Genomic DNA, 17,683 nt, shown 5'->3' on the forward strand with positions numbered 1-17,683 from the left:
TGCCCCCACATGGGGGTATATCCATAAGGAACACCGACACCGTCTATGCCTGAACAATACCGTTATTCTCTGCCGACAAAAGCAGGCGATCAGCGCCAGTTTGGCGAACTCACCGGTGCAGCCTGCGCCACTGAAGTGGCGGAAATCATTGAACGCCATGCGGGTCCGGTCGTGTTAATCGCACCCGATATGCAAAACGCGCTGCGTTTGCAAGATGAAATTGGGCAATTTACCGACAACCTGGTGATGAACCTCGCTGACTGGGAAACACTGCCGTACGACAGTTTCTCACCGCACCAGGAGATTATCTCTTCGCGCCTGTCGACCCTGTATCAACTGCCCGCGATGCAGCGCGGCGTGCTGATTGTCCCGGTCAATACGTTAATGCAGCGCGTTTGCCCACATAGTTACCTGCATGGCCACGCGCTGATGATGCAAAAAGGCCAGCGTTTGTCGCGCGACCAGTTGCGCACTCAGCTTGAAAGCGCGGGTTACCGCCACGTCGATCAGGTAATGGAACACGGTGAGTATGCCACCCGCGGCGCCTTGTTGGATCTCTTCCCGATGGGCAGCGAGCAACCGTTCCGCCTCGACTTTTTCGATGATGAAATCGACAGCTTGCGTCTTTTCGACACCGATACACAACGTACGCTGGAAGAAGTGGAAGCCATTAACTTACTGCCCGCGCATGAATTCCCGACAGACAAAACCGCGATTGAGCTGTTCCGCAGCCAGTGGCGCGATAAGTTTGACGTCAAACGCGATGCTGAGCACATCTATCAGCAGGTCAGTAAAGGCACCCTGCCCGCAGGGATAGAATACTGGCAGCCCTTGTTTTTCAGTGAGCCATTACAACCGCTGTTCAGCTACTTCCCGGCTAACACACTGCTGGTGAACACCGGTTCGCTGGAAGCCAGCGCCGAGCGTTTTCAGCAAGAGACGCAAGCACGCTTCGAGAGCCGCGGTGTCGACCCGATGCGCCCGCTCCTGCCGCCGGACGCCCTGTGGTTGCGCGTCGATGCGTTATTCAGCGAACTGAATAAGTGGCCACGTATCCAGCTCAAAAGCGAAAAACTGGCGGAGAAAGCCGCGCACGTCAACCTCGGTTACCAGACGTTGCCGGATCTCTCTGTGCAAGCTCAGCAAAAATCGCCGTTGGATAACCTGCGCAAATTCCTTGAGTCCTTTAGTGGCCCGGTGGTGTTCTCGGTGGAAAGTGAAGGCCGCCGTGAAGCATTAATTGAGCTGCTGGCGCGTATTAAGGTTGCGCCTAAACGGATCCTGCGCCTTGACGAGGCAACCAGCACTGGTTGCTGGCTGATGATTGGCGCGGCCGAACACGGCTTTATCGATACGCTGCGCAACCGGGCGCTGATTTGCGAAAGCGATCTGCTGGGCGAACGCGTTGCCCGTCGCCGTCAGGACACGCGCCGCACCATTAATCCGGACACGCTGATCCGCAACCTTGCCGAGCTACACGATGGCCAGCCAGTGGTGCATCTGGAGCATGGCGTCGGGCGTTATGCCGGTATGACCACGCTGGAGACGGGCGGCATCAAGAATGAGTATCTGATGCTGACCTACGCCAACGACGCCAAACTGTATGTTCCGGTATCGTCGCTGCATCTGATCAGCCGTTACGCCGGCGGTGCCGAAGAGAACGCGCCGCTGCATAAACTGGGCAGCGACGCCTGGACGCGGGCACGGCAAAAAGCGGCGGAAAAAGTGCGGGACGTCGCCGCAGAGCTGCTGGATATCTACGCCCAGCGCGCAGCTAAAGCGGGGTTTGCCTTTAAGCACGATCGCGAACAGTATCAGCTGTTCTGCGATGGCTTTCCGTTTGAAACCACACCGGATCAGGCGCAAGCCATCAACGCTGTGCTCAGCGATATGTGTCAGCCGCTGGCGATGGATCGTCTGGTGTGCGGCGATGTAGGCTTCGGTAAAACCGAAGTGGCAATGCGCGCAGCATTTCTGGCGGTGGAAAACAATAAGCAGGTGGCCGTGCTGGTGCCAACCACCCTGCTTGCACAGCAGCATTTTGATAATTTCCGCGACCGTTTCGCTAACTGGCCAGTGCGCATTGAGATGCTTTCCCGTTTCCGCAGTGCCAAAGAGCAGGCACAGGTTCTGGAACAGGCCGCAGAAGGCAAAATAGATATCCTGATAGGCACGCATAAGCTGCTGCAAAGCGACGTCAAACTGAAAGATCTCGGTTTGTTGATCGTGGATGAGGAGCACCGCTTTGGCGTGCGTCATAAAGAGCGCATTAAAGCGATGCGCGCCGACGTCGACATCCTGACCCTGACGGCAACGCCCATTCCGCGTACGCTCAATATGGCAATGAGCGGAATGCGCGATCTGTCGATCATCGCCACCCCACCGGCACGTCGACTGGCGGTTAAAACCTTTGTGCGCGAGTATGACAGTCTGGTGGTGCGTGAGGCGATCCTGCGCGAAGTGCTGCGTGGTGGCCAGGTTTACTACCTCTATAACGACGTGGAAAACATCCAGAAAGCCGCAGACCGGCTGGCACAACTTGTGCCAGAAGCGCGCATTGCAATCGGCCACGGGCAGATGCGTGAACGAGAACTGGAACGGGTGATGAATGATTTCCACCATCAACGTTTCAACGTACTGGTGTGCACCACCATTATTGAAACCGGGATCGATATTCCGACCGCCAACACCATCATTATTGAACGGGCTGACCACTTCGGGCTGGCGCAGCTGCATCAGCTACGTGGTCGCGTGGGGCGTTCGCATCATCAGGCCTATGCCTGGTTGTTAACACCGCATCCGAAAGCGATGACCCCTGATGCGCTGAAACGCCTGGAAGCTATCGCTTCGCTGGAAGATTTGGGCGCCGGATTTGCGCTGGCGACTCACGATCTGGAGATCCGCGGCGCCGGTGAACTGCTGGGCGAAGATCAGAGCGGTCAGATGGAAACCATCGGTTTCTCACTCTATATGGAGTTACTGGAAAACGCCGTTGATGCGTTAAAAGCGGGACGCGAACCCTCACTGGAAGATCTCACCAGCCAGCAAACAGAGGTGGAATTGCGCATGCCTTCGCTGTTGCCGGATGACTTTATTCCGGACGTGAACACACGTTTGTCATTCTATAAACGCATCGCCAGTGCAAAAGACGAGAATGCGCTGGAAGAGATCAAAGTTGAGCTGATTGACCGCTTTGGCCTGTTGCCGGATGCCGCGCGCACGTTGCTGGACATCGCTTTGCTGCGCCAGCAGGCGCAGAAGCTCGGCATCCGTAAGCTGGAGGGTAACGAAAAAGGTGGGGTGATTGAGTTTAATGAAAAAAATCACGTCAACCCGGCGTGGCTGATTGGTTTGTTGCAGAAGCAGCCGCAACATTTCCGCCTCGACGGCCCTACACGGCTGAAATTCATACAGGATCTTGGCGAACGCAAAACCCGCATGGACTGGGTGCGTAGCTTTATGCAGCAGTTAGCGGAAAACGCCCTTGCCTGACTCACATTACGCAACCGGGCCATCAGGCCCGGTTTGTGTTTAAAGCGCAACATTTACAAATTTTTTGCAATGCGCCAGGACTTCCCGACATGCGGGCACACCATAATCCCATTAGTTTGCCACATAAAAATAACCTTATGATTTACATGGATTATGGTCATGATCAAAAATTCGCGCTTTGCTCATTGGATAATGCTCTTCGCTGTTGCCGCGACGGTTGCCCTTTCTCTGCCCGCACGGGCAAATAGCTGGCCGTTGCCCCCCGCAGGAAGTCGCGTCGTTGGCGAGAACCGTTTCCACGTGGTACAAAACGATGGCGGTTCGCTGGAAGCCATCGCTAAGCAGTACAATGTCGGTTTTCTGGCGCTGCTGCAGGCCAATCCTGGCGTGGATCCCTATGTACCGCGCGCGGGCAGCGTACTGACGATCCCGCTGCAAACCCTGCTGCCGGACGCCCCACGTAAAGGCATTGTGATTAACCTGGCCGAACTGCGTCTGTATTACTATCCGGCCGGTAAAAATGAAGTCATTGTCTACCCGATCGGTATTGGCCAACTGGGCGGCGATACGCTAACCCCCACCATGGTCACAACCGTCTCTGATAAACGCGCTAACCCCACGTGGACGCCAACCGCCAATATTCGGGCACGCTATAAAGCCCAAGGCATCGATCTTCCTGCCGTTGTTCCAGCCGGGCCGGATAACCCGATGGGCCATCACGCTATTCGTCTGGCGGCCTTCGGCGGGGTTTATCTGCTGCATGGCACCAATGCCGATTTCGGCATCGGGATGCGGGTCAGCTCCGGTTGCATCCGCTTGCGCGATGGCGACATCTCCGCCCTCTACGCGGCAGTCTCGCCGGGAACACCCGTGAATATTATTAATACCCCTATTAAAGTCTCGGTTGAGCCTGACGGCAGACGGCTGGTGGAAGTCCATCAACCGTTATCAAAATCCATTGATGACGATCCGAAAACGCTGCCGATTGTACTGAATGCGGCGATGCAGGCATTCCAGGACGACGCCCGCAGCGATGCGCAAGTAATGATCCACGCGATGGAAATTCGCTCTGGCATGCCTGTTGATGTTAGCCGCCATGCCGACCCGTCGGTACAAATGCTGTAACCTACCCTGATACGCGAAAAGGCCCTGCTTATGCAGGGCCTTTTTTTAGCAGTGGCAAAGGTCTGTGAGGGTAAGACCTTATTTGTAGAGAACCGCAGTACCATGCAGTTTATCGGAACCGGTCACAGAGGTGATGCGGTAGGATTTCGCCCCCATCTGCTCTGCTTTCTGGGCCAGTTTATCTTCAACAGAAGAGAGGTTGGTGCTGGCAGTGACGCCAACAGTGGCAACTTCCTGCTGACCCGCAGGAGCGGATTGGACTTCAACCGCAGCCATGCTGGCAAAAGAGAGTGAGCTGAGAACTGCGGCGGCAAAAAGCGCTTTTACGTTTGTCATGATTGTTTACCTGTATGCAGATGATAGATGTCGTCAACGAATATGTTAACGATCGATAGGGAAATGTTAGTTGTGATCTATGTCACACGTCAACACATTTTTGTAATGATCATTAGTTAAAATATTAATTTCTTAAAATTCATAAGCATAGGATTTATTAATTTGTGCTGTTTTGCTGCTGGTCAGGCTGACATAATGTTTTTATAATGTCTGTTCAACAAACCAACACAGGTAAGCGGCACTATGTCGACTGAGATCACCAGTTGCAGCAAAAAAAGCCGTGGCCGACCGAAAGTGTTCGACAGGGAAGCGGCGCTCGACAAAGCCATGACGCTGTTCTGGCAGCATGGCTACGAAGCCACATCATTATCCGACCTCGTAGAAGCAACCGGGGCGAAAGCACCGACGCTTTATGCCGAGTTCACCAATAAAGAAGGGTTGTTCCGCGCGGTGCTGGACCGGTATATCGCGCGTTTCGCCACGCAACACGAAGCATCGTTGCACTGCGAGGAAAAACCTATTGAGCAGGCACTACTGGACTATTTCACCGCCGTGGCGAAATGTTTCACCAGTACGGATACGCCAGCCGGCTGTTTTATGATCAATACTTCCGCGACGTTAGCGGCCTCTTCACAGGCAATTGCGAAGACCATAAAGTCGCGCCACGCACAGCAGGAAGAAACGCTACTCAAGTTCCTGATACAGCGCCAGCAGCGAGGAGAGATCCCCGCAGGCGCAGATCCGCAGGCGCTGGCGCAGTTTCTCGGTTGTATATTGCAAGGCATGTCAATTAGCGCGCGCGAAGGCGCAAGTTGTGAGAAATTGCTGCAAATCACCAAAACTACGCTGCGATTGTGGCCCGATCTGATCAAACCCTGAGTTGTTCACACCCGGCGGCGAGTGGCTTGCCGGGTGACTCTCCCAATAGCTAATACCTATCTTAACAATAGGTAGAAACTTTCAGCGTTTTTCCCCGCTTTGCTAAGATTAATTGTGATTATTGCTGTGCTAATGATTAGTACGAGTGATGTGTAAATTATAAGTGTCATGAAGACGCGCTAAGCTATGACTTTCCCTTACTCTCGCTCTACCTGTTGTACTGAATTATACCGTTGATATAGGGCATTTCACTGTACTTAACACATGCATAAGGAAAATGAACATGATTTTGCTATTACCATTCATTAAAGTGTTAATAGTAATAACATTGTTATGTGGTCTGTGGGTGGTGTGTGGTGGTTCGGTACTGTTTGCGTTTATTTCTGTTTTAATCACCGGCCTGCTGGTAATTCGCCAACACGACTTTATTTGATGGTTAAAAAGCCTTGCATCGCTGCAAGGCTTTTTACATGAAAAAAGGCTCCTCAGCCTGAGCAATTGAGGAGCCAACATGCAGAGTACTTCTGTTTTACGCTTTGTTATTCAAAATAAGCTGACCATTGTTATCCAGCGGAATTTGCGTTCCCGGATCTTTATCCATGCGAATTTTTCCTTGCTGGTCGCCAATCTTGTACGTCACGTCGTAACCGATCATTTTCTCGGATTTGTCATAGACGGTTTTACAGCGTTGCTGGGTCGTGGTGTAGGTGTCCCTTTCCTGCATCCCGCCCTGGATTTGGTTACCGGCGTAGCCGCCACCCAGCGCGCCGACGACGGTAGCAACATCTCTGCCCCGGCCGCCACCAAACTGGTGACCCAACACCCCACCAGCCACTGCGCCCAGAACAGAACCGGTAATGCGGTTCTCATCCTGTACTGGCCGGCGGTGTGTCATGGTGACGTTGCGACACTCCTCACGGGGCGTTTTAATGCTCTCTTTGATTGGCGTGGCGGAAACCACCTGCGCATACTGGGGACCACGGTCAAATACATTCAGACTGGCAACCGCGGCAACGCCCAGTGCAGCGGCCACGCCAATCCCGATACCCGCTAACATTGATTTATTCACAGGATTATCTCCCTCGTTTGCTATTAGCAACAATTTTGCAACTTCGGCAGTCGTTAAGCCAATCGGAAAGAGAGGAAAAAATGGGATATATAGGGGAGAAATCAGGATATTCAGAGTTGTCTGAACGCTATAGCGGCCACAGGCAGACGGAAATACTGCTCCCTGCGCGAGTAGCCAGGGAGCAGGAGCAGGAAGGTGTATTAGTGCAGTTTCAACCGTGGGCGAATCACCCGATTAATACTGCCTACCAACATCATCAGGCCTGTTTTGAAATAACCGTGCAGTGCAATCTGGTGCATACGATACAAGGAAATATATACGAAGCGGGCAATACGGCCTTCAATCATCATTGAACCGCGCATCAGGTTCCCCATCAGGCTACCCACGGTCGAGAAGTTCGACAGCGAAACCAGTGAGCCGTGATCCTTATACACATAAGATTTCAGCGGCTTGCCTTTGATCTGCGCCAGAATGTTATGCAGGGCGAGGCTGGCCATCTGGTGCGCCGCCTGTGCGCGCGGCGGAACAAAACCACCTTCAGGACGGGCGCAGGAGGCGCAGTCGCCGATGGCATAAATGTCCGCATCACGCGTGGTTTGCAGCGTTGGTTCAACCACTAATTGATTGATACGGTTGGTCTCCAGACCACCAATCTCTTTCATAAAGTCAGGCGCTTTGATGCCCGCCGCCCACACCATCAGATCGGCGTTGATGTATTCGCCATCTTTGGTATGCAAACCGCCTTCATCAGCGCTGGTAACCATGGTCTGCGTCAGTACACGCACGCCCATTTTGGTCAGCTCGCTATGTGCAGCCCCGGAAATACGCGGCGGCAACGCAGGCAAAATGCGCTCTCCCGCTTCAACCAGCGTCACGTTCAGCGCTTCATTGGACAGACCTTTGTAACCGTAGCTGTGCAGCTGTTTTACTGCGTTATGCAGTTCCGCAGAGAGTTCAACCCCTGTCGCACCGCCGCCAACAATCGCAATATTCACTTTGCCATTGGCACCAAGGTTAGCGGAGTATTTCAGGAACAGGTTCAGCATCTCCTGGTGGAAACGGCGCGCCTGATGCGGGTTATCGAGGAAAATGCAGTGTTCTTTTACACCCGGCGTGTTGAAATCATTGGAGGTGCTGCCCAGTGCCATGATCAGCGTGTCATAGGCCAGTTTTCGCTCCGGCACCAGCAACTCGCCTTTTTCATCACGCAGCTCAGCAAGCGTCAGGGTTTTACTCTCACGGTTAATGTCCACCACGGAACCCAGTTGGAACTGGAAATGATGGTTACGTGCGTGCGCCAGATAGCTCAGCGCATCAACGCCTTCATCGAGTGAACCTGTTGCGACTTCATGCAGCAACGGTTTCCATAAATGGCTGTGGTTACGATCCACCAGCGTAATTTTGGCTTTTTTACCGCGGCCGAGTTTTTTCCCCAACTGCGTTGCCAGCTCCAGACCGCCAGCACCACCACCCACAATTACAATCTTTTTCAATGGTGTAGTCAAAGTGACCCCCTAAAATATTAACCAATTGTTAACTAAAAGTTATACAAATAGCTTTTAGTTAACAAAGGGTTACGCGCTTGCAACTCAACATTGACGATGAGAATACCACGTAAGGTTCAATGGTCATACCAAAATTGATATGCATCAAGTTTTGATGCCTAAAAGATGAACAAGTGTAGTTGCATTACCAGGAATGCGGGTATCGTTTGCCGGACGCGGAAGGGAAGAAGCGCATAATACCGGCAGGCGATAACCTGCCGGTGGAAGATCAACCGAGGGTTTTAAACGCTTTGATGCGCTGAAGGTGTGGAGAGATGTTCTTGAATTTGTGAGATTGTTCTTCATCCCAGACAATCTCGTAGTAGTGGTGCAGCTCATCCGACGTGCGCTGGTTGTCCAGCGCCTCATCGTTACGCGACAAAATCACCAGGCAGCGATCACGATTTTTTTCACGGAAATTAGACACACACTTCGTGGCAATGTCCCGATACTCTTCCGGGCGATCGATTTTTCCCTCCATGTTCTCATAAGGGAACAGATTGGGGTTGAGGATCACCTGACGAATATCACACAGAAAGCCAATGCGCTCCGCCCAATATCCACCCAGCCCTACGCCGCAAATCAGCGGACGCTCATCGACATTCAACTGCAACATCTTATCCACTTCTTTCAACAAGTGTTGCATATCGTGTTTCGGGTGCCGCGTGCTGTAGCTAATCAGACGCACATCCGGATCGATAAACTGTAGCTGCAACACCTTTTCATGGTTGCCGGGACTGTTTGAGTCAAAACCGTGTAAATAGATAATCATGGTATCCTCACCACTTCGACATCGCGTCCGCAGGTGTTAATGAGCCGCTTTCTGCTCCTGCCAGCGCTCGTGTAACCGCTCCAGCTCCTGACTGACAGCTTTCCAGCGCGCCGTGCTCATCAATTCCTGACGAGAATATGAACCTTTATGATACAATTGTGTAACACGCTCTGCATTGATCGGCGACAGGTTATCTAACACACTCACTGCGCCTTTACGATTATTGCAGACCAGGATCATATCGCAACCGGCGTCCAGCGACGCCTGCCCACGCTCTGCATAACTGCCCATAATCGCAGCGCCTTCCATCGACAGATCGTCAGAGAAAATCACGCCGTCAAACCCCAGTTCAGCACGCAAGACGGTTTTCAGCCAGTAGGGCGAACCACTGGCCGGGCGTGGATCGATATCCGTATAAATCACATGCGCAGGCATGATGGCATCAAGTTTGTTTTGCTCAATAAGCTGGCGGAATACCGACATATCTTTGGCGCGGATCTCCGCTTGCGGGCGCGGATCACGCGGAGTCTCTTTATGAGAATCTGCCGTCACGGCACCATGCCCGGGGAAGTGTTTGCCGGTAGTTTTCATACCTGCACTGTGCATACCGTCGATAAACTGCGTTGCCATCGCCAGCGCCTTTACCGGATCGTCATGGTAAGAACGCTCACCAATTGCCGCACTGATATGCCCAACATCCAGCACCGGGGCGAAACTGATGTCGATATCCATCGCAATCATTTCACTGGCCATCAACCAGCCCGCATCCTGCGCCAGACGGCCGCCCTCTTCCAACCCATGCACTGCGGCAAAAGACTGGGCGGCAGGCAGCCGGGTAAAGCCTTCGCGGAAACGCTGTACGCGACCGCCTTCCTGGTCGACGGCCACCACAAGACGATGGCGCGACGCGCTACGGATCTGGCGCACCAATTCACGTAATTGCGCCGGATCGTGATAATTACGGGTAAAGAGGATCAAGCCGCCCACCAGCGGATGCGCCAGAATTTCGCGCTCTTCCGCATCCAGTTCATACCCTTCCACATCCAACATGACCGGACCCACACTCACCTCTCTTATCCTTCAGTCTGTAGCTGACGCCATACTTCATTCGCCAGCGTAATAAATTGTTGTTCACCCGTTTGCTGCCAACGGCACTCATACCAGCCGGCCATCAGCATCAAAACCCAGGGTCGCCAGCGTCTTACCTGTCGCCATAACTGAGCCGGTGCGATAGACGAACACCGTGCGTAGTCCTCCACCAGCGCTCGCCGCTGTGCGTCGTTGTCCATCCACACGGCGGCCAGTTCGAGAGCGATATCGCCGTCTCCCGCATACTCCCAGTCGATCAGCCTTACGCTATGCGGGCCATGCACCAGATTGCCCACGTGTACATCCATATGTAACGGTGCCAACCGCAGCGGCACCGGTTCGCCTTGTTGACGGAGCCGTTTTAATCGCCGCAGCCAAAACGGGGTTCGCCGGTCTGGCGCGCAACGTTGCCAGTATCCTTCGAGCAGCGGAAGCAGCGTGATCCGCCAGCCAAAACAGGCCTGACGGTGCAAATCATAGAGCAATGCCGCCAGTTCGTTGCTCGGGGGCAACACCGTTTTTGTTTCACCGGGCAGATAATCAATCGCCATCCACTCGCCAGTGCAGAGATGGGCGCGTGGCGCAATCGTCGGCGGTAAATGTTTAAACACCCGGTATTGTCGCCGGAAAGGTGAAGATGCGCTCTGATGACGCTGGCGCAACACCCGCGTGTGCAGGCCATCGCTGATAAGACAACTCCCGCCGCTAAGTCCGGTATTCTGACTGGCGACGGGAGCATATTGCGGAAAATAGCGTGACAGGATGTCGTCACGCGTTGGTTTATTGTTGCTGAACCGCACCTTTACCCGACCAGATAATCTCGCCGGTCTGCACCAGCATCAATTGCATTTGCAGGCCCGGTGCATTGGCATTGCCGGTCGCGTTGGAATACAGCACATATTGCGCGCCGACATTGCGGGCAATGCCAATCGCTTTGCTGCGCGTCCCCAGACTGTCCTGCGGTGAAAGCCCCAGTTGTTGCTTCGCCACGGCCAGTTGTTGTGCGGTAATCAATGTAAATTTGCCGTTATTAGCCAGCGCATTACGCACCGCCTCGGTGGCTTCACCGGTATTGATGGCGCCATTAGTGCGGTTATTTACGCTATCCACGAGCAGCACGCTTCCCGCTGTTGCACCGCTCGCAGGCAGCATTTTGCCCACCATCGGTTGCACCGCGCCATTCCAGTCATAGTGACGTTCACGCGGCGTTGGCTGCGCAGTCTGATCCTGATGCTCAATCGGGCCTGGCTGCTGCTGCGGCAGTGTCGGGACAGAAGGCACCGTCGGTACCGGTTGTTGCGGTTGCGGCTGCGTGGGTTGCTGCTCCCCTCCCCCGGCCTGATCGACAGGTGCGGGTTGTTGCTCACCGCGAATGATACAACCCGACAACAACATGGCGAAAGTTGTCAGTAGTGCGTAGCGTCCAAGTGTTTTAATCAAGAGTCACCCCTTACAGGTAGAGATAAAGTCTGACATTACGCGCCCCCAAATAGTTGGCGTTCCCGTAGAGCGTCACACCGGAATTCGCCGGAATGGTCACGCTACGCGGGGCTTCCAGGGGATGCATTTCCAGACCTCTGGCGTCATACCAGTAAAAACGATAATGCACAGTAACGGGTTGTTGCCTCTCATTAAATAACCGTGAAGACGCGGAGGGCTGGAGTTCTTCAGTACTTAACGTTGGCGGCTGCGCGGTAATGCCTGCCGCCAGTATACTGGACTCCATCACCAGCGTTTGATTGTTGGCAACCGGGATCGCCGGGCGCGAACTGCACCCCGCCAGCGTCAACGCCGCCAGTAATAAGGCAACACGCCCTGTGGTCATGTTACAGGCCTTTATGAGCCAGCATCGGCCCAAGCGCCCGTCCGCCAAGCAGGTGCATATGAATATGATAAACCTCCTGCCCGCCATGACGATTACAATTCATGATCAAACGATAACCGTCTTCGTCAATACCTTCATCACGGGCGATTTTCGCCGCCACCGTCAGCATACGCCCAAGCGTCTGTTCATGCGCTTCGGTCACGTCGTTAACGGTAGGGATGAGGATATTCGGCACAATGAGCACATGCGTGGGTGCTTGCGGGGAAATGTCACGAAAAGCGGTGACCAGCTCATCCTGATACACAATGTCTGACGGAATTTCGCGGCGGATAATTTTACTGAAAATGGTTTCTTCGGCCATGACGTTTTCCTTTTTTGAGCGCGGGGAGATGCCCGCAGCCGTCGTCAATTACTTGCCCTAGAGTATGATCGAGTTTCTCTTGTCGTTTCAACCAAAACGCTGTTTTTCTTTCCTCTTTCAGGCACCGCTGGCGCAGGAATAGACAACCCTTCCCTCTCGCGACGGTGAAACAGCATTTCAGTAATAAATCTTACATCTGTTTACATCCATTTAGTGAATGCGTATATTTCGCATTTGCATTTTCATGCGCAATTACTGCCAGGCCAATTAAAAATGTACGCCTGCCGCGACAACGTATCGCCGCCGGGCACTCCCTCTAACACACCAGTAAGGTTTATTCATGTCTTTCACTCATCACGCCAGGAAAGCCGCGCATCCGTTAGCCGCCACACCGTCTCTGCTTGCCACGTACATTGCGCTGGCGTTGGCACCTTCTGCTGCCCTTGCGACTGATAAAACATCTGAAGATACCGTGGTTGTAGACAGCGCAGCGCTAAGCACCTCCGACAGTCAGGATCAGGACTACAGTGTTAAAACCACAACAACCGGCACCAAACTGTTGCTGGTGCCACGCGATATTCCGCAATCTGTGAGCGTGGTTAGCCAGCAGCGCATGCAAGATCAGCAGCTGAACACGATTGAACAGGTTCTGGACAATACCATTGGCGTAAACGCCTCGCGTATCGACTCGCACCGGACAAACTTCTTCGCACGCGGTTTTTTCATCAGTAACTTTGCTTATGAAGATATGCCGACCTTCCTGGATAACCGCTGGAACTTTGGCGATACCGCTGGCGATACCGCCATTTACGACAAAATTGAAGTGGTGCGCGGTGCCGCAGGTCTGATGAGTGGCACGGGTAACCCGTCAGCCTACGTCAATATGGTGCGTAAGCATGCGGACAGTAAAGAGTTCAAAGGCGACGCAACTGCAACGTACGGAAGCTGGGATAATCAACGCTACGTCCTCGACTTACAGGCACCATTAACAGAGTCCGGTAATGTGCGAGGCCGCATGATCACCGGCTACCAGGATAAAGATTCGTGGATTGAGCGTAACCATTACCGCAAAAAATTCCTCACCGGTGTTGTAGATGCAGACCTCACTGATTCCACCACTCTGTCTGTCGGGTATGACTATCAGGAAAGCCAGGAAGACAGCCCGACCTGGGGCGGTTTCCCGTCGATGTACAGCGATGGTAGCCGTACGCACTTTCGCCGTGGCTTCAACACAGCGGCTGACTGGGCTTACTCCAACATGGACTCCACAAAAATTTTCGCCAATCTGACGCAGCGTTTTGATAACGGCTGGGAAGCGAAAGTTAACGCCATGCATGCGGAAACCAATTTTGACAGCAAATTGATGTATATCGATGGCTATCCGGATAAAAACACCGGTCTCTACGATGCCTCACAATGGCAAGGTGCCTGGGGCGGCTGGAACCGTGGTGAGCGTAAACAGGACTCTGTGGATGCATTCGTGCGCGGTGGCTACGATCTCCTCGGTCGTCAACATGAAGTGATGTTTGGCGGTAGCTACAGTCGTCAGCGTAACAACTATGACAACGCTTATCCGGTGAATGATAATTCCGGTCTGATGGACGTTGGCAGTATCAATCGTTACAGCGGCAATACGCTTGCTGACCCCACCTGGTCAGACTGGGCGCTCTATCAGCGGGATGTGATCCGCCAGAAATCCGTTTATGCAGCAACCCGTATTTCGCTGGCGGATCCCCTGCACCTTATTCTGGGTGCGCGTTACACCGAGTGGAGCGCAAAATACAACCTGGAACGTAAACCGGATGAAATCCGCAACAGCAAGTCCGATGATGTAACGCCGTATGCGGGGCTGGTTTATGACATCGATGACACCTGGTCTGTGTACGGCAGTTATACCTCTATCTTTGAGCCTTCAAGCCAGCGCGATATCAACAGCGAGTTCCTCGACCCGACGACAGGTAAAAGCTACGAAGCCGGGGTGAAAGGCGACTGGTTTAACACGCGCCTGACGGCAACGTTTGCCCTATTCCGCACCGAGCAGGATCACGTTGCTGTTTCGACGGGCGAGTACATCCCGAACTCTGGTGGCCAGACGGCGTATAAATCCGTGAACGGCACCGTCAGCAAAGGGGTTGAATTTGAACTGAATGGCGCACTGACCGACAACCTGCAACTGACTTTCGGTGCCAGCCGCTTTATGGCGGAAGATGGTGACGGTGTTGCGGTTAACCCGGAACAAGCGCGTACGACGATGAAGTTGTTTACCCGCTACCAATTACCGATGCTGCCAGAACTTGCTTTTGGTGGTGGTGCCCGCTGGCAAAACAAAAGCTGGCAGGATATTAAAGGCCCGAATGGCGATACCCGTATCACCCAGAGCGGCTACACCGTGGTTGACCTGTTTACCCGTTATCAGGCCACTAAAAATTTCGCGATTCAGGCCAACCTGAACAATGTGTTCGATAAAGCGTATTACGATTATCTGGGCACCTATGGGGTTTATGGCGCGCCGCGTAACTTCTCTATCAGCGCCAACTACCGTTTCTGATAAGCGTGTTAAAGGCTAAGGGAGCCTGATGGCTCCCTTTTTTATCCTCTCGCATCATTACACCCCATAAAAAAGGGAGCCATCAGGCTCCCTCAGTCTCCCCAGACTATGGCTTAGTTGTTACGGATGTATTCATCCATCTCGGTTTTCAGGTTATCGGATTTCGTACCGAAAATAGCCTGCACACCGGAACCCGCCACAACCACACCCGCAGCGCCCAGTTTCTTCAGGCCAGCCTGATCCACTTTCGCTACGTCAGCAACGCTGACACGCAGACGCGTGATGCACGCATCCAGGTTGGTGATGTTTTCTTTACCGCCAAACGCCGTAACCAGAGCCGGAGCCATTTCGCTGGTTGCACCAGCTTTACTCTCTTCAGTGGTTTCTTCACGACCAGGGGTTTTCAGATCCAACGCTTTAATCAGCACACGGAACAGGGTGTAGTAAACAATCGCATAACCCGCGCCGATGACCGGGAACAGCCACAGTTTGCTGCTGTTGCCGCTCAGTACGATGAAGTCAATCAGACCGTGAGAGAACGATGTACCGTCACGCATACCCAGCAGGATACAGATCGGGAATGCCAGACCAGCCAGAATCGCGTGGATGACGTACAGGATCGGCGCAACGAACATGAAGGAGAACTCGATCGGCTCGGTGATACCGGTCAGGAACGAGGTCAGCGCTGCGGAGATCATAATACCGCCCACTTTCGCGCGGTTTTCCGGTTTAGCAGAGTGCCAGATAGCAATAGCGGCAGCCGGCAGACCGTACATTTTGAACAGGAAGCCGCCAGACAGTTTGCCTGCAGTCGGGTCGCCTGCCATGTAACGCGGGATATCGCCGTGGAAAACCTGACCTGCTGCGTTGGTGAATTCGCCAATCTGCATCTGGAAAGGTACGTTCCAGATATGGTGCAGACCAAACGGTACCAGGCAACGTTCAATAAAGCCGTAGATACCGAACGCAACAACCGGGTTCTGGTAAGCAGCCCACTGAGAGAACGTCTGAATAGCGGTACCGATCGGCGGCCAAATAAAGGACAGGATCACACCGGTGAAAATCGCGGCCAGACCAGAAATGATCGGCACGAAACGCTTACCGGCGAAGAAGCCCAGGTACTCAGGCAGCTTGATACGGTAGAAACGGTTGAACATGTACGCTGCGATCGCACCGGAGATGATCCCTCCGAGAACACCGGTATCAGCCAGGTGTTTTGCGGCGATTTCTTCAGCAGGTAAATGCAGAACCAGCGGCGCAACAACAGCCATGGTCTTCACCATGATGCCGTAAGCAACAACCGAAGCCAGAGCTGAAACACCGTCGTTATTGGTGAAGCCCAGTGCAACACCGATAGCGAAGATCAGCGGCATGTTGGCAAAAACGGAACCGCCCGCTTCGGCCATAACATGGGAAACCACTGCTGGCAGCCAGCTGAAGTTTGCAGAACCGACGCCCAGCAGGATACCTGCGATAGGCAGTACGGATACTGGCAGCATCAGCGATTTACCGACCTTCTGCAGGTTAGCAAATGCATTCTTAAACATAATTGAGAGTGCTCCTGAGTATTAGTGCTTTTTTTACGCTTTTGCGCATTGGCGCGGGGGGAGAGCCGCGCCGTGGGAAGGGCATCTAAGCGCCCCTTATTTATTACACAGAGTAAAATAAATCGATTTGGCTTTGTTTGATGGCTATCACGTTTCAGCCAGCGCGCGCTGCAAAACTCACGTTAATTTACAAAAGCCGCATGCCTTCGAATGAAAATAGCCCCTCACCGCCTTTTTTATGGCGGTGAACTTTACTCTGATCGTTTATTAATTACGAGCCCTAAAATAAGCTGAAATTTCAGGCGGATTGCAGACGGGAGGGATCGATATGGAACAGACTGGCAAAGTTTTGCGTGGTTTGCCGGGCCAGTTCCTCAACGGAAACGCCCTTCAATACCGCCATATATTCAGCAACATCTCGCGTCATGGCTGGCTGGTTTTCCTTACCACGGTGGGGCACTGGCGCGAGATACGGTGAGTCCGTCTCGACCAGCAGTCGATCCAACGGAACATAGCGTGCAGCGTCACGAAGCTGTTCAGCGTTGCGGAACGTCACAATACCGGAGAACGAGATATAAAAGCCCATATCCAACAATTTGCCAGCCGTGTCGCGATCTTCCGTAAAACAGTGCAGAACGCCGCCACACTCAGTTACCTTCTCTTCCTGCAGAATAGCCAGCGTATCGGCGCGGGCATCGCGGGTGTGCACAATAACCGGTTTGTTCAGCTCACGGCCAATGCGGATATGGTTACGGAAAGAGATCTGCTGTTGCGGTTTAGTTTCAGGCGTATAGAAATAATCGAGGCCGGTTTCCCCCATCGCTACCACACCGGGTTCGGCAGCCAGCTGGTGTAAGGTCTCGACCTCATAACTTTCGTCCTGATTGAGCGGGTGCACGCCACAGGAGAACACCACGTTGTCACGCTCCCCTACCAATTCTCGCATCGTGCGGTATCCCGGTAGCGTGGTGGCAACAGCAAGGCAAAATTTCACATCACGCGCGGCGGCTTTCGCCAGCACGTCATCCACGTCTTTGTGCAAAGCGTGATAATCAAGACCATCAAGATGGCAGTGCGAGTCGACTAAAAACATAAT

15 protein-coding genes are annotated in these 17,683 nt (G+C 53.3%); 4 read left to right on the forward strand and 11 right to left on the reverse strand.

The annotated features are described in order from the left end of the window. Positions 1 to 45 precede the first annotated feature (45 nt). Both mfd and ABGA49_RS02915 read left to right on the forward strand, forming a co-directional pair. Positions 46 to 3,492, forward strand: a complete 3,447-nt coding sequence (mfd, locus tag ABGA49_RS02910) for a transcription-repair coupling factor (RefSeq protein ID WP_061494890.1) — start codon at positions 46 to 48, stop codon at positions 3,490 to 3,492. A gap of 159 nt (positions 3,493 to 3,651) precedes the next feature. Beyond that, positions 3,652 to 4,617 carry a L,D-transpeptidase family protein gene (locus ABGA49_RS02915; protein ID WP_139109671.1) on the forward strand — a complete coding sequence of 322 codons (966 nt, stop codon included), beginning with the start codon at positions 3,652 to 3,654 and terminating at the stop codon, positions 4,615 to 4,617. A 78-nt stretch (positions 4,618 to 4,695) separates the two neighbouring features. Here the strand turns inward: ABGA49_RS02915 and ABGA49_RS02920 are convergent, their stop codons facing one another. Beyond that, positions 4,696 to 4,953 (reverse strand): DUF1471 domain-containing protein, encoded by a 258-nt coding sequence (locus ABGA49_RS02920; RefSeq protein ID WP_061494887.1) that lies wholly within the window; start codon positions 4,951 to 4,953, stop codon positions 4,696 to 4,698. A 243-nt stretch (positions 4,954 to 5,196) separates the two neighbouring features. Between ABGA49_RS02920 and ABGA49_RS02925 the strand changes: the two genes are divergently transcribed. Beyond that, positions 5,197 to 5,832, forward strand: coding sequence for a TetR/AcrR family transcriptional regulator (locus ABGA49_RS02925; RefSeq protein ID WP_061494885.1), 636 nt, complete (start codon positions 5,197 to 5,199; stop codon positions 5,830 to 5,832). A 529-nt stretch (positions 5,833 to 6,361) separates the two neighbouring features. Here the strand turns inward: ABGA49_RS02925 and ABGA49_RS02930 are convergent. The 8 genes from ABGA49_RS02930 to hinT all read right to left on the reverse strand — a co-directional run bounded on the left by ABGA49_RS02930 (position 6,362) and on the right by hinT (position 12,492). Next, positions 6,362 to 6,901 (reverse strand): glycine zipper 2TM domain-containing protein, encoded by a 540-nt coding sequence (locus ABGA49_RS02930; RefSeq protein ID WP_061494884.1) that lies wholly within the window; start codon positions 6,899 to 6,901, stop codon positions 6,362 to 6,364. 200 nt (positions 6,902 to 7,101) lie between these two features. Continuing rightward, positions 7,102 to 8,406 (reverse strand): NAD(P)/FAD-dependent oxidoreductase, encoded by a 1,305-nt coding sequence (locus ABGA49_RS02935; protein WP_061494882.1) that lies wholly within the window; start codon positions 8,404 to 8,406, stop codon positions 7,102 to 7,104. A 268-nt stretch (positions 8,407 to 8,674) separates the two neighbouring features. Further along, entirely contained in the window at positions 8,675 to 9,217 is a 543-nt protein-coding gene (gene ycfP, locus ABGA49_RS02940; protein WP_061494880.1) for an alpha/beta hydrolase YcfP, read from the reverse strand. Between the two features lie 36 nt (positions 9,218 to 9,253). Then, positions 9,254 to 10,279 carry a beta-N-acetylhexosaminidase gene (gene nagZ, locus ABGA49_RS02945; protein ID WP_061499971.1) on the reverse strand — a complete coding sequence of 342 codons (1,026 nt, stop codon included), beginning with the start codon at positions 10,277 to 10,279 and terminating at the stop codon, positions 9,254 to 9,256. An 11-nt stretch (positions 10,280 to 10,290) separates the two neighbouring features. Continuing rightward, the gene (gene thiK / locus ABGA49_RS02950; protein WP_061494878.1) at positions 10,291 to 11,106 is read right to left on the reverse strand and encodes a thiamine kinase; all 816 of its coding nucleotides are present in this window, start codon (positions 11,104 to 11,106) and stop codon (positions 10,291 to 10,293) included. Then, positions 11,087 to 11,746: a penicillin-binding protein activator LpoB gene (lpoB, locus tag ABGA49_RS02955; protein ID WP_061494876.1), complete on the reverse strand. Its 660-nt coding sequence runs from the start codon at positions 11,744 to 11,746 to the stop codon at positions 11,087 to 11,089. The genes thiK and lpoB overlap by 20 nt, the downstream gene beginning before the upstream one ends. A gap of 10 nt (positions 11,747 to 11,756) precedes the next feature. Further along, positions 11,757 to 12,131, reverse strand: a complete 375-nt coding sequence (locus ABGA49_RS02960; protein WP_347665107.1) for a YcfL family protein — start codon at positions 12,129 to 12,131, stop codon at positions 11,757 to 11,759. Position 12,132: 1 nt separating this feature from the next. Continuing rightward, positions 12,133 to 12,492 (reverse strand): purine nucleoside phosphoramidase, encoded by a 360-nt coding sequence (hinT, locus tag ABGA49_RS02965; protein ID WP_061494873.1) that lies wholly within the window; start codon positions 12,490 to 12,492, stop codon positions 12,133 to 12,135. A gap of 340 nt (positions 12,493 to 12,832) precedes the next feature. Between hinT and fhuE the strand changes: the two genes are divergently transcribed. Next, positions 12,833 to 15,040 (forward strand): ferric-rhodotorulic acid/ferric-coprogen receptor FhuE, encoded by a 2,208-nt coding sequence (gene fhuE / locus ABGA49_RS02970; RefSeq protein WP_347665108.1) that lies wholly within the window; start codon positions 12,833 to 12,835, stop codon positions 15,038 to 15,040. A 113-nt stretch (positions 15,041 to 15,153) separates the two neighbouring features. Here fhuE and ptsG read toward each other — a convergent pair whose 3' ends face one another. Both ptsG and ABGA49_RS02980 read right to left on the reverse strand, forming a co-directional pair. Then, positions 15,154 to 16,587 carry a PTS glucose transporter subunit IIBC gene (gene ptsG, locus ABGA49_RS02975; RefSeq protein ID WP_061494870.1) on the reverse strand — a complete coding sequence of 478 codons (1,434 nt, stop codon included), beginning with the start codon at positions 16,585 to 16,587 and terminating at the stop codon, positions 15,154 to 15,156. A gap of 298 nt (positions 16,588 to 16,885) precedes the next feature. Next, positions 16,886 to 17,680, reverse strand: coding sequence for a metal-dependent hydrolase (locus ABGA49_RS02980; protein ID WP_347665109.1), 795 nt, complete (start codon positions 17,678 to 17,680; stop codon positions 16,886 to 16,888). Between the last annotated feature and the right edge of the window lie 3 nt (positions 17,681 to 17,683).

This window comes from Kosakonia sp. WA-90, assembly GCF_039871955.1.
Lineage (GTDB): Bacteria > Pseudomonadota > Gammaproteobacteria > Enterobacterales > Enterobacteriaceae > Kosakonia > Kosakonia oryzendophytica.